This is a genomic window from Exiguobacterium mexicanum, from assembly GCF_005960665.1.
Classification (GTDB): Bacteria; Bacillota; Bacilli; order Exiguobacteriales; family Exiguobacteriaceae; genus Exiguobacterium; species Exiguobacterium mexicanum_A.
Genome location: NZ_CP040676.1, coordinates 1,305,529 through 1,325,013, shown reverse-complemented (window position 1 = coordinate 1,325,013; position 19,485 = coordinate 1,305,529). Strand labels below are relative to the sequence as shown.

Genomic DNA, 19,485 nt, shown 5'->3' with positions numbered 1-19,485 from the left:
CCATCGCGTAGAGCGGTGTTTTCACATGTACGGCCCGTTCGCCTGAACGACGAACTGGGAGTGCTCGTAATGATACGTGATGCGTGAATAATCGAACGGCTTTCCATTCGATAGATGGAAGATCGTCTCGATGCGGAGCGTCGGGTCCTCCGTCTGTAAACCTAGATAGCCGGCTTCCGTCTGGGTCAGTCGACCGACCTGCATGTACATGTCCGAAAAGCCGATGGTGACACCGAGTGCGCCCTGTACGTAATCGAAGATCGAGTCGGCGACGATTTCTCGGTTCAAATACGGCACGATCGCCTTCACATAGTACGACTCCTCGTAACAGAACACCTCGCCGTCGACGAAGCGGACCCGCTCGACGCGATAGACGTCATCTGTCACGTCGATGCCAAGGTTCTGTGCGACCGTCGCGTCCGGTTTCGAGACCGAGACGTCGAGCACGTCCGACGTCAACACCCGGTCACCAAGGTTGCTCTTGAACCCTTGTGTCGAGAACAGGCTCATATAGCCCGGACGGTTGTGGCGCCGGACGAAGATGCCGCTCCCCCGCAATTGAAAGATGACCCCTTTCCGCTCCAACAATTCGAGTGCTTTCGTGATCGTGCTCTTGCTGACGGCATATTGGCTCATCAACTGCTCGAGCACGGGCAGTTTATCTCCTTGCTTCAAATCATGTTGATTGATGTACTGTTCAATCTCTGCTGCCACTTGTTGATATTTAAGCACGCTCATCCCTCATCTACTTGAAAATGTTGCCTTCATTATACCACACACATGTCTACGAAACGTTCACAAACTATTTATTGTATCGCTATTGATTAATTGTACCGGTACAATTATAGTAAGAGTGTACAAAATGTAAGCGTTACATCAAAGGAGGGTGTTCTGTTGAGTAAAGTTCGGGATTATTCAAAATTGGCTCGGGATATTTTAGAGGCCGTCGGAGGGGAAGACAACGTCATCAATGCGGCGCGCTGTGCGACGCGACTCCGCCTCGTCTTGAAGCGGTCAAATCCGCAGGCGAAAGAACAAGTCATGGCGATGCCAGGTGTCATCACGGTCGTCGAGACGGGTGGCCAGTTCCAGGTCGTCATCGGGCAGCATGTCGGGGAAGTGTTCGATGAGTTCACGAAACTGGTGCAAATCGAAGGGACTGAGGTCGAAGACGGAAACAAGGGGACCGTCCTCAACCGCATCATCGCTACGATGTCCGCCGTATTCGCACCGTTCATCTATATCTTGGCCGCAGCCGGGATTTTGCAAGGGGTACTCATCATCACGACATTGTTGTTCGACGGTTTCGCCGAGACGGGGACGTACGAAGTGTTCAGCTTCATCTCATGGGCACCGTTCACGTTCTTACCGATTTTCATCGCCATCACGGCATCGAAACACTTTAAGACGAACACGTTCATCTCCGTCGCAGCCAGTGCGGCCTTGGTCAGTCCGACATGGGCCGAGATGGCGGCTCGCATCACGTCAGGGGAGACGATCAGTTTCCTTGGTCTCGCCTTGTCAGGTACGACGTATACGTCATCGGTATTACCACCGCTCTTCCTCGTCTGGATCTTATCCTATGTCGAGCGGTTCTTGAACCGACACATGAACGAGGTCATTCGTCCTTTGTTCGTACCGTTCTTCAGTTTGGTGCTCATGGTGCCGCTCACGATTCTCGTCATCGGACCAATCACGACGATGGGTGCGGTCGGGATTGCCAACGGCTACAACTTCTTAGCGGAGAACGCCCCGATGCTCGCTGGCGCAATTATCGGTGGTCTCTGGCAAGTCATCGTCATCTTCGGGGTCCATTGGGGCGTGACGCCGATGGTGCTCGCAAACTTCGACTTGTATGGCCGTGACTCATTCCAGGCATATCAGACGATTGCCGTCATCGCCCAAGTCGGCGCCGTTCTCGGTGTCATCTTGAAAGCGAAGAGCCAAGAAATCAAAAAAGTCGGTGTCTCGGCTGGGATTACTGGACTATTCGGAATCACAGAGCCTGCCATTTACGGGGTGACACTCCGCTTCAAGAAACCGTTCATCTTTGGATGTATCTCGGGGGCCGTCGGAGCCATCGTGGCCAGTTTCTTCAACCCGTATTACTTCGCTTACGCTGGTCTCCCGGGTCCGCTCACCCTTGTGAACGGAATCAGTGAAGACGTGCCGACCTCGATTTGGGGACTGTTGATCGGGACAGCGATTGCCATCATCCTTCCGGTCGTCTTGATTCAAATCTTCGGTTTCGGAGAAGACACGGCCAAACAAGTGACAGAAGTGACGGAAACACCTGCGACGGCAGAAGCGAGTGCGACGCTCGTTCAGGAAGAGACGATTGCTTCACCGCTCTCTGGAAAAGTCATCGCCTTGAGCGATGTTCCGGACGATGTATTCGCCTCCGGGGCGATGGGTAAAGGTTATGCCGTCGAGCCAGACGGGAATAAGGTCATTGCACCGTTTGACGGGACGGTCGTCATGGTCGCACCGACGAAACATGCGATCGGTCTCCGTTCGAACACGGGAATCGAGTTGTTGATTCACGTCGGTCTCGATACGGTGACGCTCGATGGGAAACCGTTCACCGTACACGTCAAAGACGGGGACAGCTTTAAAGTGGGCGATGTGTTGACGACGTTCGACCATGACATGATCGCTGCACATAATATTTCAAGTATCACACCTGTCATCGTGACGAACAGCGCGACATATGCTGACGTACTCGTCCAAGCAAGTAATCAGACAGACACGACGACACCGATACTCACGATTGTTAATCAATAAGGAGGAATTACAATGAAGACATTACCGAAAGACTTTCTATGGGGCGGCGCTCTAGCCGCCCACCAATTTGAAGGCGGCTGGGACGCCGACGGCAAAGGACCGAGCGTCGTCGACGTGTTGACGGCAGGCGCCCACGGCGTCGCGCGTCGGATCACGGACAAGGTCGAGCCGGACGAATTTTATCCGAACCATGAAGCAATCGACTTCTATCACCGTTATAAAGAAGACGTCGCGCTCTTCGCTGAGATGGGCTTGAAGTGTCTCCGCACGTCGATCGGTTGGAGCCGGATCTTCCCGAACGGGGACGATGCGGAGCCGAACGAGGCAGGGCTCCAATTTTATGACGACTTGTTCGACGAGCTGTTGAAGCACGACATCGAGCCGATCATCACGTTGTCCCACTTCGAGATGCCGCTCCACCTCGCACGTGAGTACGGCGGGTTCCGCAACCGTGCCGTCGTCGACCATTTCGTCCGCTTCGCCGAGGTGTGTTTCGACCGCTATAAAGACAAGGTCAAATACTGGATGACGTTCAACGAGATCAACAACAAGATGGACGTCAACAACCCGCTCTTCTTATGGACGAACTCTGGCGTCATCGTCGAAGACGGGGAGAACGCACGTGAAGTCATGTATCAGACGGGGCACCATGAGTTGATTGCGAGCGCGCTCGCCGTCGCGAAAGGGAAAGCGATCAACCCGGACTTCGAGATCGGGGCGATGGTGTCACACGTGCCGATCTATCCGTTCTCGTCAAACCCGGACGACGTCATGCTCGCTGAAGAGATGATGCGTCAGCGTTACTTCTTCCCAGACGTGCAAGTGCGTGGGTTCTATCCGAGCTACGCCTTGAACGAGTTCGAGCGTGAAGGCTATTCAATCCCGTTCCTCGATGGGGACGAGGAGATTTTGAAAAACGGGACCGTCGATTACCTCGGTTTCAGTTACTATATGTCGACGACCGTGAAGAGTGATGTCGTCGCCGACAACAGTGGCGACATCGTCAACGGTGGTCTGCCGAACGGCGTCGAGAATCCGTATATCAAGTCGAGCGACTGGGGCTGGTCGATCGACCCGGTCGGTCTCCGCTATGTGCTCAACCGGTTGTACGACCGCTATCAAATCCCGCTCTTCATCGTCGAGAACGGATTCGGTGCTGTCGATGAGATCGTCGACGGGAAAATCCATGATGCGGCACGCATCGACTACTTGAAGGCGCATATCGAACAGTTGAAACAAGCGGTCGTCTATGACGGCGTCGACTTGATCGGCTACACGCCATGGGGCATCATCGACATCGTCTCGTTCACGACGGGCGAGATGAAGAAACGGTACGGCATGATTTATGTCGACCGTGACAATGAAGGCAACGGCTCGATGGAGCGGATGAAGAAAGACTCGTTCGATTGGTATAAGCATGTGATCGAAACGAACGGGGAAGCGCTCGCGTACGAGCCTTCGAAGTAAACGAAAATACCTCTTGAAGACAATTGTCTTCAAGAGGTATTTTTCTGTGCTTACGTCGTTTTCGGTTTGACCGCCACCCACACTTCGCTATAGACGTTGTCCGACGGTCCGTCATGCTTCGTGAACGAGATGCTCGGCAAGTCGGCCAGTTCGTACCCAGACGTCGGCAGCCATTCGGCATACGTTTTGGCCATCGTCTCCTGGAGCGTCTTCGGGAACGGGCCGGTATTCGGGAAGACGGCCCACAGGTTCGACGCAATCGTGATTTGTTCAAGATCCTCGTACGGATTATCTTGTGTCGTCGCGAAGCCAATCATGTGCGTGAGTGAACCCGTTTCGTCCAAATAGCCTTCATCGAAGTCGTACGACACGTTGAGCACTTGATTTGGATAAAGGTCCGCCAATTGATGCATCTCGCTTCGTTGTTGTTCCGTAATTGACTGCGCCAACTCGACGATTGCATTGTTCACACCTTCAAATTGAATCGGGACGCGTTTGGACACGCCGACGACGTTGAATGAAGGTTTATGTTCTAATTTGAATTCCATTGAAATTCCTCCTTTGATGTCGATGTAGAAAGTGAATTTCGGGAATGACTTTTGAATCTTGTTCTTGATCACTTCAGACGGTAAAAAGCCACACCAGTCTCGAAACGCTCGCGAGAACCCGTCGACGGATTGGTATCCATACGTATACGCCACGTCCGTGACCGATTTCCCATGAATCAAGTCCTTGTTCGCTTCTGACAGCCGACGATTTCGGATATATTCATTGAGCGTCATCCCGGCCATGTAGGAAAACATGCGTCGAAAATGATAGTCGGATACCCCGACGATGCGTGTGATATCCTCACTCGTGATGTCTTCTGTTAAATGTTGATCGATGTGGTCCATCAATCGGTTCAGTGATTCAAGCATCAGCATTCCCTCCTATCTGCATTCATCATACTTCGAACATCGTAGGGGCACTCGATGATTTCGATACGGATATCATCGGATAGAAGACGTCACTGGTTGTAGCCGATGAACATCGTGAACATGAAAAGGATGACCGATGACGTCATGAGTAGAAACGCAAGCGAGCTCGCGAACACGAGAAAACCTTTGGAGAAGTGGCGTCGTCGTTTCCAAATCCCTATGACGAACACCACGTTCAAAATGAGAAATAGTGCGAGCAGCAGTAACGGGAGAGCCCGGTCCTGCATCAATATAAGTAAGTCCATAGATGTTACCTTCCTTCAACTATTTTTAAAAAGCAGGGGATTCATCATAACTGCCCTTATAATAAACAAGAATTAACACTGATATCGTTTGTTACTAAGGAGGAAACAACTATGAAGAAGTTACTTCGTGCGACCATCGCCGGCATCGCGTTGTTCACGCTGAGCGTCGCACCGTCAGAAACCGTGGACGCCGCACCGAAAAAATTTAAGAATTGCACCGAACTGAATAAGACGTACAAAGGCGGTGTCGCCAAAACGAAGACGACGAAAAACAAAGGTGGTAAGACAAAGTACAAGCCTTACGCCAACAGTTCGTTATACGAAGCGAACAAATCAAAAGACCGTGATAAGGACGGTATCGCCTGCGAGCGCTAAGAGATGAGAGGACAGCCGTCCTCCGTCTCTTTTTTAGTTGTTGAAGCGGTAGGATATGTCCCCCGCAGCATCGTAACCGGTGATCGACTCAATCGACTCGATTTGGTCGACGAGCACGAACCAGACATCATTCCCGGCCTTCGTCTTCAACAGTTCCGGTTCGAACCGTTCCCCGTTCAACTCGACGATGACTCTTGTCGTCTCGCCGTGGTTCATCCCGTAAAGGATATCGTACGGGGAACATGATGACGTATCTCCGCACGATTGGCCGAAAGTCGACCACGTGAGACCTGCCTCGGACAGCGATTCAGATGTAACCGACTGAACCTGATTGTCGACAGTAAGTTCAAGACCTATGCCTTGCGCAACCGGCTCTTCACTCCATTCCTCGACGGTGTAACTGTTCGTGAAAAAGCGAAGACTCATGTCACGGTCATTAACAGGGTAGGTGAGAATCGGTTCCGCTCCCTCGGGCAATTGTGGCTGCTTCGTCGAATCAAATGCCCAGGCCACTCCGGCTGATAACAACAACATGAACACAAGAATGATGACAATTTTTTGCTGACGGTTCATTAGAGACCGCTCGCTTTCTCAGTTTGTAAAAACTGTCGCACTTGTTCAATCGGGAACGCAGGATTCCAATGGACGAAGTGGCCGCCTGCCATTCGTATGTAAGTGATCGGCAGCTCATGTCGTTGTAGGTCCATCATGGCTGACTTCGTCAATCGGGCTTCTTTGTCGTCCAGTCCGACAAAATCGCCGTAAATAAGTAACGTCGGGACTTGAAGTGAACGCATAAGCTGCGACACGTCAAGGTGATAGAAGCCGAACAGCAGATTCAATCCGCCTCGTCCGAGCTTAGCCGGGTCGTTCAACGCGCGCCGAATCTCGTTTCGTTCAGAGAGGCCTGTCTGTGCGCAGAAAGTCTTAACCTGTTCCGCTGTAACTGGAGATGTACCTTCATCTGAAATGACCTTCGTCTCGATTTTCGGGACGAGTCGAGGTCCGAACAGACGATAAAGTCAGCTCAGGAGCGGGACGACCAGGCCGAACACGCCATACTCTCTCAACGGAACGCGCGGGAACGCCTTATGGCCTTGATCGAGCAAGACGAGCCGCTCCACGTGCTCGGGATAATGCGTGGCGAAAGCGAGAGCGATCGCACCTCCAAGTGAATGCGCGATCACATGGACGGGTCCGAGTCGATGTGTGACGACGTAGTCGTTGACCCAATCCGCCAACTGTTCGGACGTCACGACCTGCTTAATCCCTTCACTTCGCCCGAACCATGGCAAATCCAGCAAATGCACCTCGAAGTCGTCGCATAGCACCTCAGCGAGTGAACGGCCTTCTTCTCCGGTGAATCCTCCAGCCGGTAAAAATATAACGGGTGTCCCGCTTCCCATCACTTCTGCATGATAACGATTCAATTGAATCCCACCTTCCAACTCCCAATATCTGTATCTTTCCATTGTACGTGACTAGTGATTGGAACAGAAGCAGATTCTTTCAAACGGAGATACGTTTTCACCCAAATCCCGGTATAGACTAATGACACGTGAGTAAATTGTACTTGTCGTTTTCTCTGTCGTTCTTGAGTTGTCTCATCAAGGAGGAATGCGGTGTGAAATTATCGGGTAAAACGGCACTCGTCACCGGGGCCGGGTCAGGGATGGGTCGGGCCATCGCCAAACTGTTTGCCGAGGAAGGGGGCACGCGTCGTCGCCATCGACATGAACGGGGACTCGGTCGAAGCGGTCGCCTCAGAGATTAAAGCGAGCGGCGGGGAAGCCGTCGGCGTCGCCGGGAACGTCACAAAGCAGGAAGATATCGACAAGATGGTCGAGACGGCGACGAGCACGTTCGGTTCGCTCGACATCTTGGTCAACAATGCCGGCATCATGGACAACTTTTTGACCGTCGGCGAAGTGACCGAAGAGGTGTGGGACCGCGTCATCGCCGTCAATTTGACCGGACCGATGAAACTGGCCCGGGCCGCGATCAACATCATGGACAAGCAAGAAACGGGCGGCGTCAATACGAATATCGGCGCCACCATCACCGCGCCGAGCGAGCTCGGGATGCGGGCCATCCAAGGGCAGGGGATGCCCCGATGGGTGAACCGGAGCAAATTGCCAAGGTCGCGTTGTTCCTCGCCTCCGACGATTCGAGTTTCGTCAATGGAGACGTCTTGAAAGCAGACGGCGGTTGGACCGCCCGTTAACGAGAAAAAGCCGACACGATTGTCGGCTTTTGTTATGTCTGTCGCTTTCGGTACGCCAATGGTGTCACCGCATGGACTTTTTTAAACGATTGCACGAAATGGCTCACGCTCGTGTAGCCGAGACGATGCGCTAGATCGGCGATCGGTTCCTTCGACTCCTCGACGAGGCGCGCCGCACGATGCATGCGGACGTTCTGGACGTAGGCGAGCGGCGATGTGTCGCCCCATTTTGTAAAGTAGCGGCAACATTCCGCCCGGCTCAGACCACCCGTTGCTGCGATGTCTTCGAGCGTCAGTTTCATCGTGTCATGGTCATGTATGTAGGCGAGCATGAGACGCATCCGTTCCTGAACATGATGTTTCGTTCTGCTTTGCGGCTGTTGAATCCAATAGCGCCAAATGACTGCGAGCTGTAAGCTCGCATCGAGCAACGCGAACGAGGACTTCTTCTTCAGGCTGCGAATCACTTTGTCGATTATGTCGAGGACGGGCTTATCTCCTGGTTCACCGGGATGCAACACTTTACTACGCGACGTCTCGGCGTGCGGTGTCACGTACAACTCCGCAAGCGACGGAGAGAATAGGTCAAACGGCTCGACGGAGATCACGACCAAACGAAATGGCTCTCCTTTCGGTTCAACTTTCACGATTTGTCCACGGTCTAAGATCAACGCCATCCCGGAGCGGAGCCGAGACCGTGTCCCATTGACGAGCAGGTCGAGTTGTCCGTTCGTGATTAACCAGATTTGAAACTGCGGATTCACTTTGATCGTCGTCTCAATCGTCGTTTCAGTCCACTCTTGGATATCAATCAGATTTTCTTCAACCTTCATCCAAACACCTCAATAATTGAACATTTATTTCGTTTTAACACCGGATGGACACACTTCTTTTTCACCACGAAGCGTCTATCAAGACATTTCATCGGAATTTTCTACGTGGCGATTGAACAAGTTCCTTCTATATAATGGCGTCAAAAGATGAACCAACCGGTGACACCCGCATGCACTAAGATGGCGATTGGAACACCAATGCGGAATTTCGGTTTCAACGTCTTATGACGGAAGAACCGCATCGCGAGATAGGCCCCGAATGCGCCACCGATCCAAACGAGAATGAGTAACGTTTGTTCCGAAATGCGCCATTCCCCTGATTTAGCACGACGTTTATCGAGGTTAAATGACATAAACGCTAGGAAATTAGTCACAATGTAATATAGCAGTAATAGTTCCAAAGACTAAAACCTCCTTTCTCTTCCTTTTAGTATAGCTGAAAATGGCTCAACTAAGCCATTTGTATTTGGATTGTAAAAATTCAGATTCCTCTCATCTCGCTGAAAGCTTCTGTAACTGAACTGATATCACTCTCATATCAGCCTGTAACGGCAGTGAAATATACAGGTGTTACAGTAAGGGGGCGTTAGAAAAGGGAGGAATATTCTTATGAAAAAACCACTATTGACACTAACGGCACTCGCTGGCCTTAGTTTAGGAGTCGCTGCTCCAGCTTCGGCAGCATCAACACACACAGTTCAGTCTGGAGATACACTTTACCGTATCGCCGTGAACAACGGTGTATCAGTTAATGACATCAAACAAGCGAACGGCTTAAACTCTAATATGATTTATCCAAACCAAGTATTGAAGCTTGCGAAGTCAGAAGCTAAAGCTTCAAGCGCTTCAAAAACGTATACAGTAAAATCAGGTGACACGTTGTATCGCATCGCGACAAACAACGGCGTATCTGTCAAACAGTTGATGACATGGAACGGTCTTAATTCAGATCTCATTTTCCCTGGTCAACAATTCTCTGTAAAAGGTGCTAAAGCAGCATCGGTTGCGAACAGCGCACCAGCCGCTAAACCAAAAGCATCAACATCTGCACCAGTGACGAAACAGTCTACGTCTACAACGCAAACCCAAGCTCCGGCTTCAGGTAAGACGATGACTGTGGAAGCAACGGCTTACACGCCATACTGTGCAGGATGCTCAGGAATCACGGCAACAGGAATCGACGTCCGCTCGAACCCGAACCAAAAAGTCATCGCGGTTGACCCTTCAGTCATCCCACTCGGCTCTAAAGTATGGGTTGAAGGCTACGGCGAAGCAATCGCTGGAGATACTGGTGGCGCCATCAAAGGTAACAAAATCGATATCTTGATGCCGACACGAGAGCAAGCGCTCAACTTCGGTCGTAAATCAATCACAATCAAAGTCTTAAACTAATCGATTTACCCTAAAAACACCGCAGGCGCGGTGTTTTTTTGTGTGTCTATCCCTTTACCTGTAAACGAGCATTTCATTCTTACGAAGAATGGGTAAACAAGAGACAAAAGGAGGAAATCGAGATGATCACGACAGAATTCATTCTAGGCATACTCGGTATCGTATTGGTCATCCTCAACGTGACGTTTGCGGTGACCATCATCTTCTTCGAACGGCGCGATATCGGGTCGACGTGGGCCTGGCTACTTGTTTTATTCTTCGTGCCGCTGCTCGGATTCTTCATCTATATCTTCTTCGGACGATTAATCAAATCGAATAACTTCTACCAAGTCGACGAGGAACGACGGCATGAATACGCGGAACACGTCCATAACCAGTTGACTGAGCTCGACGCCCATGGCGGCTTGTTCGCCAGTGATCCGCTCTTATCCAAGTATCGTCGCCTCGCCCGCTTGAACTTATCCTCCACGAATGCGCTCGTGACGTATCATAATGCAATTCAAGTCATCCATGACGGCGAGCAGAAGTTCGATGCGTTGTTCCATGACATCGAGGTGGCAACAAAGGAAATCAACATCCAATACTATATCATCCAAAACGACCCGCTCGGTCAGGCGCTCATCTCGGCCTTGACGCGACGGGCCAAGGAAGGGGTCAAGGTCCGTCTGCTCTATGACGCCGTCGGCTCCCGCGGATTGCGACGTTCCCATTTTAAACAACTGCTCGCGCACGGCGGCGAGGTCAAATCGTTCTTCCCGTCACGCCTCGGTATCAACTTCCGCGTCAATAACCGGAATCACCGAAAGCTATGTATCATCGATGGGGAGATCGGCTATATCGGTGGTTTCAACGTCGGGAATGAATACCTCGGGACGAATCGTCAGTTCGGCTATTGGCGCGATGTGCATCTACGGATGAGAGGGGAGGCGGTCCGAGAACTGCTCGAGCGTTTCCTCCTCGATTGGAACCGTGCCGTACCGACGAAGCATCGAGCCGAGAAAGAGGATTTCATTTGGCCGTCCATCCTTATTGAGACGGCCAAATCACCGGTGCAAATCGTCACATCGGGCCCGAACTCATCGACCGAGCACTTGAAAAACATGCTCGTCAAGATGATCACCGAGGCGAAAGAGACGATTTACATCCAGACCCCTTATTTCATCCCTGACGCCAGCTTCCTCGACGCCTGCCGCAATGCGCTCATGTCCGGGACGAAAATCCGCCTGATGATCCCGAACAAGCCGGACCATATGTTTGTCTACTGGGCGACGTATACGAATGCGGCCGAGCTTGTCCGCTACGGGGCCGAAGTATATACGTATGAAGGCGGCTTTTTGCACGCGAAGACGCTCGTCATCGATGGCGAGGTCGCCTCGATCGGCACGACGAACATCGACGCCCGCAGTTTCCGACTCAATTTCGAGATCTCGGCGCTCGTATATGACGAGGTCGTGGCCCAGTCCGTCATCGATGCATTCGATCGAGACCTCGCATGTGCTGACAGGTTAACGGTTGAGCGTTATGAGACACGAACGAAATGGATTCGCTTCAAAGAGAGCGTGTCGCGCTTGCTCAGCCCGATTCTTTAAAAAAAGACCAGTCAGGTGTCCCGGAAAGTCCGGTCATCTGGCTGGTCTTATTGTTTGAGCGTCTGGGTGACATGTCGTTCGAACGCCTCGACGATTGGAGCCGGCGCTTCTTTCTCTCCGTACTCGGCCGCCTCCAGCCATGTGGCAAAGCGACTTCCTTCGGTAAATCCGATTCGTTCGAACCATTCCGAAACAGTCTCTTCGCGCTGGCGGGGATGGGCCTGTTCGAGACGTCTCCCGGCATCAAGCAGACGGACGTGCCGTGGGGCCCGTGTCGAGCGGCGAACCGAAGCGGCCGCTTGATGGCGTTGCTTCGGCACCGTCACATCCTCATGGATTTCTTTTCGGCGTTGCACATAGATGAATAAAGCGATGACGCTGACGAGAACGACGAGAAACGTGACGACCAAGAATAGCGATTGGTTCGTCGCCGATTCGAGTAACGTCTCGTTTGAAATCGTCTCGGCATCGATGTTCGGATTGTCCGGGACGAGGATACGGTTGACGCGATCGGTCGGATCGAGATTGACTCCGTCGAACCAACCGCCGATCCAAATCAGGATGGGCTGAATCCAGGCGACGAGATTGCCGAACAATAGCTCTTTGATGGTACGGATGATTATCGCCAAACCGAGGCCGACCCCTAGGGCGACGACGAGCGTGGACAACATCCGTTTATAGTCACGGCGATAATACAGGCTCCGTTGCCAAAACAAGAACAAGAACGGGAAGACGATCATCGCCAGCGGCTGAGACGCCGGCGGGAACAACCAATCGACAATGAGGAAGAGCACACTTGCGATCGCGTAACGGTCCGTCCAATCGAGCGTACGGATAAAGGCGTGGACGTACGTGAACAACAGTAGCGTGATGCTCATCTCATACGAGAACAAGAGCGCGGCGATGCTCAGGGCCGTCTGCACCCCGAGCTGCCAGTTGCGCGGCAAACGGAGCGTCAGCAGAAAGACGAGCGGAAACACGTGACCGACATAGAACGCGGCGAACACCCACCAGAGTAGTCTCATCGTCCGTCACCTCCGAGTCGTAAAATGGATTGGCTGCCGCCGTATTTGGCGACCTTCCGTTCGAATAGCGACCGGGCGAGTGGGAAATCCCGTTCCGACAGGCAGGCGAGCGTCGTCATGACCTTGCGGAAATGCGTCTCACCGCTTCCCGGGGCGAGGTCATAAGTGATGCCTTCCTTCGTCAGGGTCGGGACGATCAGCCCATAGCTCGCGTTCTCTTTCTCGAAGTCGCGGCATAGCGCCGCAGCCTGCGAGATCAACCGTTCCATCTGATGGGTGAGGGCGCGCCCGTCTTTCGTCAACAAGTCGAGCACGACGACATATTCGTTCGCCTGGACGGGTTGCTCGGTACGGGCGAGCAGTTCACCTGTCTTCGCGTAGGCCGACCAATACAGTTGCCGCATCGGCTGTCCGTGATACGGCGCCACCGACTGGAACGTCTCCGGGTCACGGTAGGCGCTATGACGGACCATCTCTTCGCCTGGTAACGTCGGAGGGCGCTTCGGGATCGGATAAGGCAGGAATTCAGGGAACACATACCCGATACGGTCGAGCGGATCTTCTTTATAGAGCGAAAACATACGGAGCGGGTCCCGGATCTCCATGCCGATCGCCTCCATGCGGATCGGACCACGCTTGATTGCCTTGAGTGGAAGCGTGTAGGCGACGGCCGCCTCACGACCGACAAAGTTCTCTTGGCGCCAGAAGGCGTGCGCCTCCGACTCGACGGTCGGATGGAGATAACCCGACAATCGGACGACGCCAAGGGGCACGGGCGCCGTCGAAATCAATTTGAGCGTATACGTCTCTTCATCGTTCGGGAACAGCTTCAGTTCGTCAGTCACTTCGACGTGGACGTACTCAGCGAGTCGGAATAATAACTCCGGCATGATGAGCGCATACAGGCTGAACCCGATAATCACACTTGCGAGGAAGACGTTCCCGTATAGGGCGGTGAACACCCCGACGACGAACAAGAGCCACATATACCCGGACTCGAGGTAGCGAGGGCTGACGAGTTGCATGTCACACCTCTGACGGGACCGGGATGGTCTCCAGAACGGACTTGATCAATTTGGACGGCTTCGTCTTGAGCGACGCCTCGACCGTCAAGACGATCCGGTGGCCGAGGATGGGCAGGGCGAGCGCGCGAATGTCTTCAGGCGTGACGTAATCCCGTCCGTCCATATAGGCATGCGCCCGAGCTGCCATCGTGTAGGCGAGCGTCGCCCGCGGGCTCGGTCCGACCTCGATGTCCCGGTGATGACGGAGCGCCTCGACGAAATCGAGCAGATAATCTTCCATCGCATCGTGAAACAAGACGTCACGGACGGTTTGCTGCATCTCGACAAGCTCGGTCTGTTGCAACGTGAACGGAGCCGCACTCAAATGCTCATTACGCAGCAACCGGCGTTCCGACTCTCGTGACAGCGGGGCGAGTGACAGTTTGAATAAGAAGCGGTCAAGCTGCGCCTGAGGCAGCGGGAACGTCCCTTGCCCGTCGAACGGGTTTTGCGTCGCGATGACGAAGAACGGGTCTGGTAAACGAAGCGACACCTCGCCGAGCGTCACTTGCCGCTCCTGCATCGCCTCTAACAAAGCCGACTGCGTCCGTGGTGTCGTCCGGTTGATTTCATCGACGAGTAAAATCGACGTGAAGATTGGGCCCGTTCTCCGTTCGAACGTGCCTGTCGTCGGATTGAACAGTTCCATCCCTAAAATGTCACTCGGTAACGTGTCCGGCGTACACTGTACCCGTTGGAATGCGGCCGAGACCGAGGTGGCCAGGCTACGTGCGAGCGTCGTCTTTCCTGTCCCCGGTCGGTCCTCGAGCAGGACGTGTCCCCCAGAGAGGAGGGCAATCGTCGACAGCTTGATCGCCTTTGACTGCCCGATCACTTGATCGTTTAAATGTGTCGTCCATTGTTGCACCATAATAAAATTCCCCCGTCTATTTTCTGATAATTAAGAAAATCATAGCACACTCGCGGTCCGAGATGGAACGCTAAAGACCAGTGCTTCAAAATATGTACGTCACTAGTGGTCAATTTGAAGAGGCCGCCTTCGCTCTTTTCCGGCTCGGGAACTTAAAAACCAAGTAATAAAGGACAATCATACTCGTGTATGGGTTTAAGTCACTGACCCATGCCGGTCCATCGAACAAAATATACGTGAGTGTGATGAGGCCGGATGCGACGAATAATAGCTTTGAGAACATAGGTGATGTGTCTCCTTTGAAGCGAAATATAGAATAAGTTGACTATACCATGTCACTTTTGCAATAACCGCCCGACAAAAAAACTGACCTGCCTGTAGGAGGCAAGTCAGTCATCGCTTCGGTGTATCCAAATAGCGTTCAAAATGCCGTTCGAGCCAATCTTGGAAGAACGACATGAACGTACAGATGCCCCAGTAGATGAGGGCGACGACCAGATAGACGGTCATATAGTCGAACTCCCGGCCCCCGACGATCTTCGCCTTGTTGAAAATTTCAGGGACGGTGATCATGGCGGCGAGCGAACTCGCTTTAATCAAATCGAGGAACACGTTCGAAAGCGGGGGGAGCGCGATTCGCGTCGCCTGCGGCAAGATGATCCCTTTGAGCGTCAGCCACTTGTTCATCCCGAGCGAGCGGGCCGCCTCGACCTGTCCCGGATCGACGGCACGGATCGCCGACCGGATAATCTCAGCGATATAGGCCGCCGAGTTCAGACTGAACCCGATGACCGCCGCCGTCAGCGCCGCGAACTCGATGCCGATGAATGGAAACCCTGAATATAAGATGAACAGGATAATCAAAATCGGCACGCCCCGCATGAACGAGATATAGAACGTCGACGGGAACCGCAGCATCCGCGACGGTGACAGTTTCCCAAGGGCAAGCACGAGACCCAGCAACAAGCCGAAGAACATGCTGACGAATGAGATCCAAAGCGTGTTCGGCAAACCGCCTAGCAGATAAGGGAACGAGCGCACAGCCAGGTCGACGTCAAAGATTGCTTCCCATTTCACACCTTCGAACATGATGGCTTAGTCCAATTCGACGATCGTCGCGTCGACGTCTGGTTCGACCGAGACATCGGCACCGTTATAGAACGTTTCCGACAACTCTTTCACCGTGCCGTCTTCAAGCATCTCGCCAAGGACGCGGTCGATGTTCTCTTGGAGCTCTGCATTCTCTTTGTCCATCAAGAACGCGACTTCCTGTGGGTTATAAGCGATATCCGGGTGGATCGTGATATCGAAGTCCGGGAAGAAGGCGAGGGCGAGTGTCTGAAGATAGTAGTCGTTCAAGATGACGTCGGTCCGTCCTGTCGAGACGTCACGAAGGTACTGGTCGTTCGTCGCGTTGTCATAGATGACTTCCTCCGCCCCGTATTGACGTGCCACGTCCATAAAGACGGTTGTCGCTTCACCAGCGGCCTTTTTGCCTTTCAAGTCCTCGATTGACTCGATGCCAGACAAATCGCTCTTGCGAACGATGGCCGTCCCGTACGTGTACTTGTACGGTGTTGAGAAGGCGAACTTCTCTTTCCGGTCCTCTGTGACCGAGATATCGTTCGCTGCGACGTCGACTTGTCCGTTTTGGACGCTCGTCAACATGTTGTCGAACGCCATCTCTTTGAATTGGACCTCAAGGTCAAGACGTTTCCCGACCTCTTTCATGAGCTCGACGTCAAACCCCGTCAACGTATCGCTATCTTCTTCACGGAACGAGGCCGGATAGAGCGTACCGGCCGTACCGACCGTGAGCGTACCGTCTTCTTTGGTTTCGTTCCAGCGCGAAGTTTCGGCCTGATCGGTGCTAGAATCACCACACGCCGCGAGCGGGACAGCCAATAATAGGGATGCTGCCAAACCTTTTGTCATACGTTTCATTCAAGTTCCTCCTTAAGTTATCATCTGTCTAAAAATAGCATGACATACGCTTACAGGCAACTCCTAAGAGCGTATAAACAGTCTTAATGTTATATTTGAAACATTAATCCATTAAGCGCTAACATGTTGATGAATGAAGGATTCAATCGAATGACACAGTTTATTAATTGTGGTGAAACAGATGAATGGATGTCGGTTTGAACAATACGGTTTAAGCGAAGATATCATCGTGTTGATCAGCCGACTCCCACGCATGTGAACGTCATTAATTAACGTATGATAGATAGTGAAGGATTATTTGGAACATATCAAAATGAGGAGAGGAGGGCACACATGGAGAAATGGGAAAGATGGACCGCCAATCCAGAGATACCGGATAAACTATATCTGCAGGCGCTAATTGATGATAAAGACGGATTAAGACTCATGTTTACCGATGCGCATGAAAACACACATACATTCTTGTTTGACGGACTTGTATCGTCGTATCGACATACAGACGAAGGAACGCTTATTAGAACGCTAGAACATTTATACAAACATCATGACCCTGATTTTTTTGGCGACTGGACACTCTTTAAAGTGACCGATTCCAGCTATTTAAAATGGTTAGCTGAAGAATCAACAAACATTTACGAAACGGTTTATAATATTCAGCGTTACGTGTTCCTGACATCAAATGATATAATTGAAGTGTTGTCGACAGAACCACCGACTTTGATTTCATGATCGCCACTTTATGGCTAGTCTAGTGAGACCATTTGGTTCTGGCATGGAGCGGTCATTACATATGAAGGGAGAAAGATGCAATGGAAGAAGCCCCGAACATCTCGATCAAACCGTTAGATGAGTATTCCATCAGCGTCGTGAACGAAGCCAATAATCCGTTTCCAATCATCGGGAAAATCATTCCGAGCTTTTGTGACGGAGTTTGGACGTATGAGGAACAGTTATATGAGAAAGCCCGTGTGACAAGCTTTCCAGACGATTTGCTGGACTGGCATGAATACATCAACAGTGAAGACAAACAAGTATTCTTGGCGTTCGACGAGACGACATGTATCGGACAAATCCGTGTGGTGAAAGACTGGAACCGTTTTGCGTATATCGAGAACATCGCGGTCCGTAATAGCGATCGACACCGCGGGATTGGCCATTTGCTGATGCAAGTTGCAGAGCCGTGGGCAAACGAGCACTCGTTGCTTGGATTGTCGCTCGAAGCACAGAACGATAACGTGATCGCGTGTCGATTTTATGCGAAAGAAGGGTTCGCGCTCGGCGGTGTCGATACGCTCAAACAGACCGGCAATCCGAACATCGATATGACGTTGTATTGGTACAAGATATTCTGATTTTTTTCGAGAGGAGAGACGTCACATCTGACATCGATTTTCTCTATTTTTTTCTTAGTTAACATAACATATATTATCAGTAAAAATAAAATTCCGTCTCAATCCTTTAGTATACTTAAAGTAGTGAGACGGAATTTGAAATTTGAGAAAAGGGATTCAAGATCGTGTAAAACGAATCAAAGTGACACCTGGTTCCGGTTCGAACTCGGCGCTTGGTTCGAACCCGAGCTTCGTGTACAGTTTCTTGGCCGGTCCATTATGTTTGCCGGTGTGCACATAGACGAGTTTGTCCTCGTGCAAGCTGAGCACGTGTTCGAGCAACGTCGTCGCAAGTCTCGCCCTGAAATATCTAGGATCGATGCACAGTTTTGTGACCTCGACCGTGTTCTCAGCCGCTTCAATCGTGATAAAGCCGATCAACAGCCCGTCGTTATACAAACCGTAGCTCGTACCGGGCAGATTCTGGATCACCTCGACCGTCTCATAACGCGCTGGGATCTCATCGAAGCCGATTAGCTCGGCCTCGACCGCATAAGCGTTTCGTTGAATCTCGAGCATTTGCTCGGCCAGTTGATAATCTGTCGTCTGAATCTCGCGTAATTCCACCTGTGAGCACCCCCGGATTATCGTAAAAATAGACGTGCTTGCTTGCGTTTGGCCCGCTTCAGTGCCAAATAGAGCCGATGTGTCCCGGCGACTGGTTGCCCATGACCGACGAACGTACGTTGTGGTGCGAGATCGATCAACTTCTCCGCATGCTCTAACGCTGCACGCTTATCCCATGTCGCGATACCCGGCAGCGGGAACAACGGACGGACGTCCCCTGCCACGGCGACTCCCCCACGCGTCTGAAATGCATCTCCCGCAAACAAAATCCGCTCTTTCTCATCGAAAAAAGCAATCGAACCAGGGGTATGACCCGCTGCCGGATAGACCCGTAAGCCGAACAGCCGCTCACCTGGGTCAAGCAATTTATCCGGCAAGGAGTGGATTTTCGGGAGAGAACCCTTCAGTTTGAGAGCCCGCTCGTCCGAGTCAGTCGTCCGGTCCCCTTCAAGGAGACGGGCGTCGCGCCTCGAGACGTACAGCTCGGCATGAGGATGGGCTTTCAAAATCGTATCGACACCGCCGACATGATCCCCATGGGCATGCGTCAACAAGATAGCGAGAAGCGGGCGTTCGAACGTCTCGATATACGCTAAAATCGATTCCGCGTTCTGCGCGAGCCCTGTATCGATCAAGACAAGCCCGAGCTCACGTTCAATCAGTTGGACGTTGATTGGTAAGATGGGTGCGAAAAACGTCAGTTGATGGACGTGATCAAAACGTGTGACTTTCATGGA

The 19,485-nt window shown here is 52.1% G+C and carries 22 protein-coding genes and 1 pseudogene; 8 read left to right on the top strand and 15 right to left on the bottom strand.

Going from position 1 to position 19,485, the window contains the following annotated elements; all coding sequences use genetic code 11:
- Positions 1 to 21: 21 nt before the first annotated feature.
- A complete protein-coding gene (locus FED52_RS07215) occupies positions 22 to 732 on the bottom strand; it encodes a GntR family transcriptional regulator (RefSeq protein WP_167491787.1) in 711 nt (236 codons plus the stop codon).
- A gap of 159 nt (positions 733 to 891) precedes the next feature.
- Here FED52_RS07215 and FED52_RS07210 point away from each other — a divergent pair, with 159 nt between their 5' ends.
- Both FED52_RS07210 and bglA read left to right on the top strand, forming a co-directional pair.
- Positions 892 to 2,784, top strand: coding sequence for a beta-glucoside-specific PTS transporter subunit IIABC (locus tag FED52_RS07210; protein ID WP_205729372.1), 1,893 nt, complete (start codon positions 892 to 894; stop codon positions 2,782 to 2,784).
- A gap of 12 nt (positions 2,785 to 2,796) precedes the next feature.
- Positions 2,797 to 4,251: a 6-phospho-beta-glucosidase BglA gene (bglA, locus tag FED52_RS07205; RefSeq protein ID WP_034777604.1), complete on the top strand. Its 1,455-nt coding sequence runs from the start codon at positions 2,797 to 2,799 to the stop codon at positions 4,249 to 4,251.
- A gap of 50 nt (positions 4,252 to 4,301) precedes the next feature.
- On the opposite strand, the gene FED52_RS07200 is transcribed toward bglA, so the two are convergent.
- Together FED52_RS07200 and FED52_RS07195 are read right to left on the bottom strand one after the other, a co-directional pair.
- On the bottom strand, positions 4,302 to 5,168 hold the full coding sequence (locus FED52_RS07200; protein WP_138859435.1) for an AraC family transcriptional regulator: 867 nt from the start codon (positions 5,166 to 5,168) through the stop codon (positions 4,302 to 4,304).
- An 89-nt stretch (positions 5,169 to 5,257) separates the two neighbouring features.
- Positions 5,258 to 5,473, bottom strand: coding sequence for a hypothetical protein (locus tag FED52_RS07195; protein WP_131435017.1), 216 nt, complete (start codon positions 5,471 to 5,473; stop codon positions 5,258 to 5,260).
- Between the two features lie 111 nt (positions 5,474 to 5,584).
- Between FED52_RS07195 and FED52_RS07190 the strand changes: the two genes are divergently transcribed.
- Positions 5,585 to 5,848 carry an excalibur calcium-binding domain-containing protein gene (locus FED52_RS07190; RefSeq protein WP_138859434.1) on the top strand — a complete coding sequence of 88 codons (264 nt, stop codon included), beginning with the start codon at positions 5,585 to 5,587 and terminating at the stop codon, positions 5,846 to 5,848.
- A gap of 33 nt (positions 5,849 to 5,881) precedes the next feature.
- Here the strand turns inward: FED52_RS07190 and FED52_RS07185 are convergent, their stop codons facing one another.
- The 3 genes from FED52_RS07185 to FED52_RS07175 form a co-directional block, all read right to left on the bottom strand.
- On the bottom strand, positions 5,882 to 6,421 hold the full coding sequence (locus tag FED52_RS07185) for a hypothetical protein (protein WP_138859433.1): 540 nt from the start codon (positions 6,419 to 6,421) through the stop codon (positions 5,882 to 5,884).
- Entirely contained in the window at positions 6,421 to 6,723 is a 303-nt protein-coding gene (locus tag FED52_RS07180) for an alpha/beta fold hydrolase (RefSeq protein WP_138859432.1), read from the bottom strand. The genes FED52_RS07185 and FED52_RS07180 overlap by 1 nt, the downstream gene beginning before the upstream one ends.
- A gap of 147 nt (positions 6,724 to 6,870) precedes the next feature.
- Complete coding sequence (locus FED52_RS07175) at positions 6,871 to 7,278, bottom strand: alpha/beta fold hydrolase (RefSeq protein ID WP_167491785.1); 408 nt, start codon at positions 7,276 to 7,278, stop codon at positions 6,871 to 6,873.
- A gap of 242 nt (positions 7,279 to 7,520) precedes the next feature.
- On the opposite strand from FED52_RS07175, the pseudogene FED52_RS07170 reads away from it, so the two are divergent.
- A pseudogene (locus FED52_RS07170) lies at positions 7,521 to 8,072 on the top strand (SDR family oxidoreductase).
- A 32-nt stretch (positions 8,073 to 8,104) separates the two neighbouring features.
- Here FED52_RS07170 and FED52_RS07165 read toward each other — a convergent pair.
- Positions 8,105 to 8,905, bottom strand: a complete 801-nt coding sequence (locus FED52_RS07165; protein WP_138859430.1) for a helix-turn-helix transcriptional regulator — start codon at positions 8,903 to 8,905, stop codon at positions 8,105 to 8,107.
- A gap of 140 nt (positions 8,906 to 9,045) precedes the next feature.
- Positions 9,046 to 9,306 (bottom strand): DUF1294 domain-containing protein, encoded by a 261-nt coding sequence (locus FED52_RS07160; protein ID WP_240731231.1) that lies wholly within the window; start codon positions 9,304 to 9,306, stop codon positions 9,046 to 9,048.
- A 208-nt stretch (positions 9,307 to 9,514) separates the two neighbouring features.
- On the opposite strand from FED52_RS07160, the gene FED52_RS07155 reads away from it, so the two are divergent.
- Both FED52_RS07155 and cls read left to right on the top strand, forming a co-directional pair.
- Entirely contained in the window at positions 9,515 to 10,297 is a 783-nt protein-coding gene (locus tag FED52_RS07155; RefSeq protein ID WP_034777617.1) for a LysM peptidoglycan-binding and 3D domain-containing protein, read from the top strand.
- A 122-nt stretch (positions 10,298 to 10,419) separates the two neighbouring features.
- Complete coding sequence (gene cls, locus FED52_RS07150) at positions 10,420 to 11,886, top strand: cardiolipin synthase (protein WP_138859429.1); 1,467 nt, start codon at positions 10,420 to 10,422, stop codon at positions 11,884 to 11,886.
- 47 nt (positions 11,887 to 11,933) lie between these two features.
- On the opposite strand, the gene FED52_RS07145 is transcribed toward cls, so the two are convergent.
- The 5 genes from FED52_RS07145 to FED52_RS07125 form a co-directional block, all read right to left on the bottom strand.
- Entirely contained in the window at positions 11,934 to 12,911 is a 978-nt protein-coding gene (locus tag FED52_RS07145; protein ID WP_138859428.1) for a hypothetical protein, read from the bottom strand.
- On the bottom strand, positions 12,908 to 13,936 hold the full coding sequence (locus tag FED52_RS07140) for a DUF58 domain-containing protein (RefSeq protein ID WP_034777619.1): 1,029 nt from the start codon (positions 13,934 to 13,936) through the stop codon (positions 12,908 to 12,910). Before FED52_RS07140 ends, FED52_RS07145 begins: the two co-directional genes overlap by 4 nt.
- 1 nt (position 13,937) lies before the next feature.
- Positions 13,938 to 14,846 (bottom strand): AAA family ATPase, encoded by a 909-nt coding sequence (locus FED52_RS07135; RefSeq protein ID WP_138859427.1) that lies wholly within the window; start codon positions 14,844 to 14,846, stop codon positions 13,938 to 13,940.
- Positions 14,847 to 15,239: 393 nt separating this feature from the next.
- On the bottom strand, positions 15,240 to 15,935 hold the full coding sequence (locus FED52_RS07130; RefSeq protein ID WP_138859426.1) for an amino acid ABC transporter permease: 696 nt from the start codon (positions 15,933 to 15,935) through the stop codon (positions 15,240 to 15,242).
- Between the two features lie 6 nt (positions 15,936 to 15,941).
- Positions 15,942 to 16,790 carry a transporter substrate-binding domain-containing protein gene (locus FED52_RS07125; RefSeq protein WP_138859425.1) on the bottom strand — a complete coding sequence of 283 codons (849 nt, stop codon included), beginning with the start codon at positions 16,788 to 16,790 and terminating at the stop codon, positions 15,942 to 15,944.
- 333 nt (positions 16,791 to 17,123) lie between these two features.
- Between FED52_RS07125 and FED52_RS07120 the strand changes: the two genes are divergently transcribed.
- The gene (locus FED52_RS07120; protein WP_138859424.1) at positions 17,124 to 17,519 is read left to right on the top strand and encodes a hypothetical protein; all 396 of its coding nucleotides are present in this window, start codon (positions 17,124 to 17,126) and stop codon (positions 17,517 to 17,519) included.
- Positions 17,520 to 17,599: 80 nt separating this feature from the next.
- Positions 17,600 to 18,142: a GNAT family N-acetyltransferase gene (locus tag FED52_RS07115; RefSeq protein ID WP_138859423.1), complete on the top strand. Its 543-nt coding sequence runs from the start codon at positions 17,600 to 17,602 to the stop codon at positions 18,140 to 18,142.
- A 156-nt stretch (positions 18,143 to 18,298) separates the two neighbouring features.
- On the opposite strand, the gene FED52_RS07110 is transcribed toward FED52_RS07115, so the two are convergent.
- Both FED52_RS07110 and FED52_RS07105 read right to left on the bottom strand, forming a co-directional pair.
- Positions 18,299 to 18,748, bottom strand: a complete 450-nt coding sequence (locus FED52_RS07110; RefSeq protein WP_138859422.1) for a GNAT family N-acetyltransferase — start codon at positions 18,746 to 18,748, stop codon at positions 18,299 to 18,301.
- 17 nt (positions 18,749 to 18,765) lie between these two features.
- Positions 18,766 to 19,482: an MBL fold metallo-hydrolase gene (locus FED52_RS07105; protein WP_034777625.1), complete on the bottom strand. Its 717-nt coding sequence runs from the start codon at positions 19,480 to 19,482 to the stop codon at positions 18,766 to 18,768.
- Between the last annotated feature and the right edge of the window lie 3 nt (positions 19,483 to 19,485).

Excerpts from the sequence above, each read along its gene's own strand:
- FED52_RS07125 (WP_138859425.1), bottom strand. The coding sequence starts at position 16,790 with ATGAAACGTATGACAAAAGGTTTGGCAGCATCCCTATTATTGGCTGTC.
- FED52_RS07165 (WP_138859430.1), bottom strand. The coding sequence starts at position 8,905 with ATGAAGGTTGAAGAAAATCTGATTGATATCCAAGAGTGGACTGAAACG.
- FED52_RS07105 (WP_034777625.1), bottom strand. The coding sequence starts at position 19,482 with ATGAAAGTCACACGTTTTGATCACGTCCATCAACTGACGTTTTTCGCA.
- FED52_RS07145 (WP_138859428.1), bottom strand. The coding sequence starts at position 12,911 with ATGAGACTACTCTGGTGGGTGTTCGCCGCGTTCTATGTCGGTCACGTG.
- FED52_RS07190 (WP_138859434.1), top strand. The coding sequence starts at position 5,585 with ATGAAGAAGTTACTTCGTGCGACCATCGCCGGCATCGCGTTGTTCACG.
- FED52_RS07195 (WP_131435017.1), bottom strand. The coding sequence starts at position 5,473 with ATGGACTTACTTATATTGATGCAGGACCGGGCTCTCCCGTTACTGCTG.
- FED52_RS07130 (WP_138859426.1), bottom strand. The coding sequence starts at position 15,935 with ATGTTCGAAGGTGTGAAATGGGAAGCAATCTTTGACGTCGACCTGGCT.
- FED52_RS07200 (WP_138859435.1), bottom strand. The coding sequence starts at position 5,168 with ATGCTTGAATCACTGAACCGATTGATGGACCACATCGATCAACATTTA.
- FED52_RS07185 (WP_138859433.1), bottom strand. The coding sequence starts at position 6,421 with ATGAACCGTCAGCAAAAAATTGTCATCATTCTTGTGTTCATGTTGTTG.
- FED52_RS07135 (WP_138859427.1), bottom strand. The coding sequence starts at position 14,846 with ATGGTGCAACAATGGACGACACATTTAAACGATCAAGTGATCGGGCAG.
- cls (WP_138859429.1), top strand. The coding sequence starts at position 10,420 with ATGATCACGACAGAATTCATTCTAGGCATACTCGGTATCGTATTGGTC.
- FED52_RS07140 (WP_034777619.1), bottom strand. The coding sequence starts at position 13,936 with ATGCAACTCGTCAGCCCTCGCTACCTCGAGTCCGGGTATATGTGGCTC.
- FED52_RS07120 (WP_138859424.1), top strand. The coding sequence starts at position 17,124 with ATGGAGAAATGGGAAAGATGGACCGCCAATCCAGAGATACCGGATAAA.
- bglA (WP_034777604.1), top strand. The coding sequence starts at position 2,797 with ATGAAGACATTACCGAAAGACTTTCTATGGGGCGGCGCTCTAGCCGCC.
- FED52_RS07115 (WP_138859423.1), top strand. The coding sequence starts at position 17,600 with ATGGAAGAAGCCCCGAACATCTCGATCAAACCGTTAGATGAGTATTCC.
- FED52_RS07155 (WP_034777617.1), top strand. The coding sequence starts at position 9,515 with ATGAAAAAACCACTATTGACACTAACGGCACTCGCTGGCCTTAGTTTA.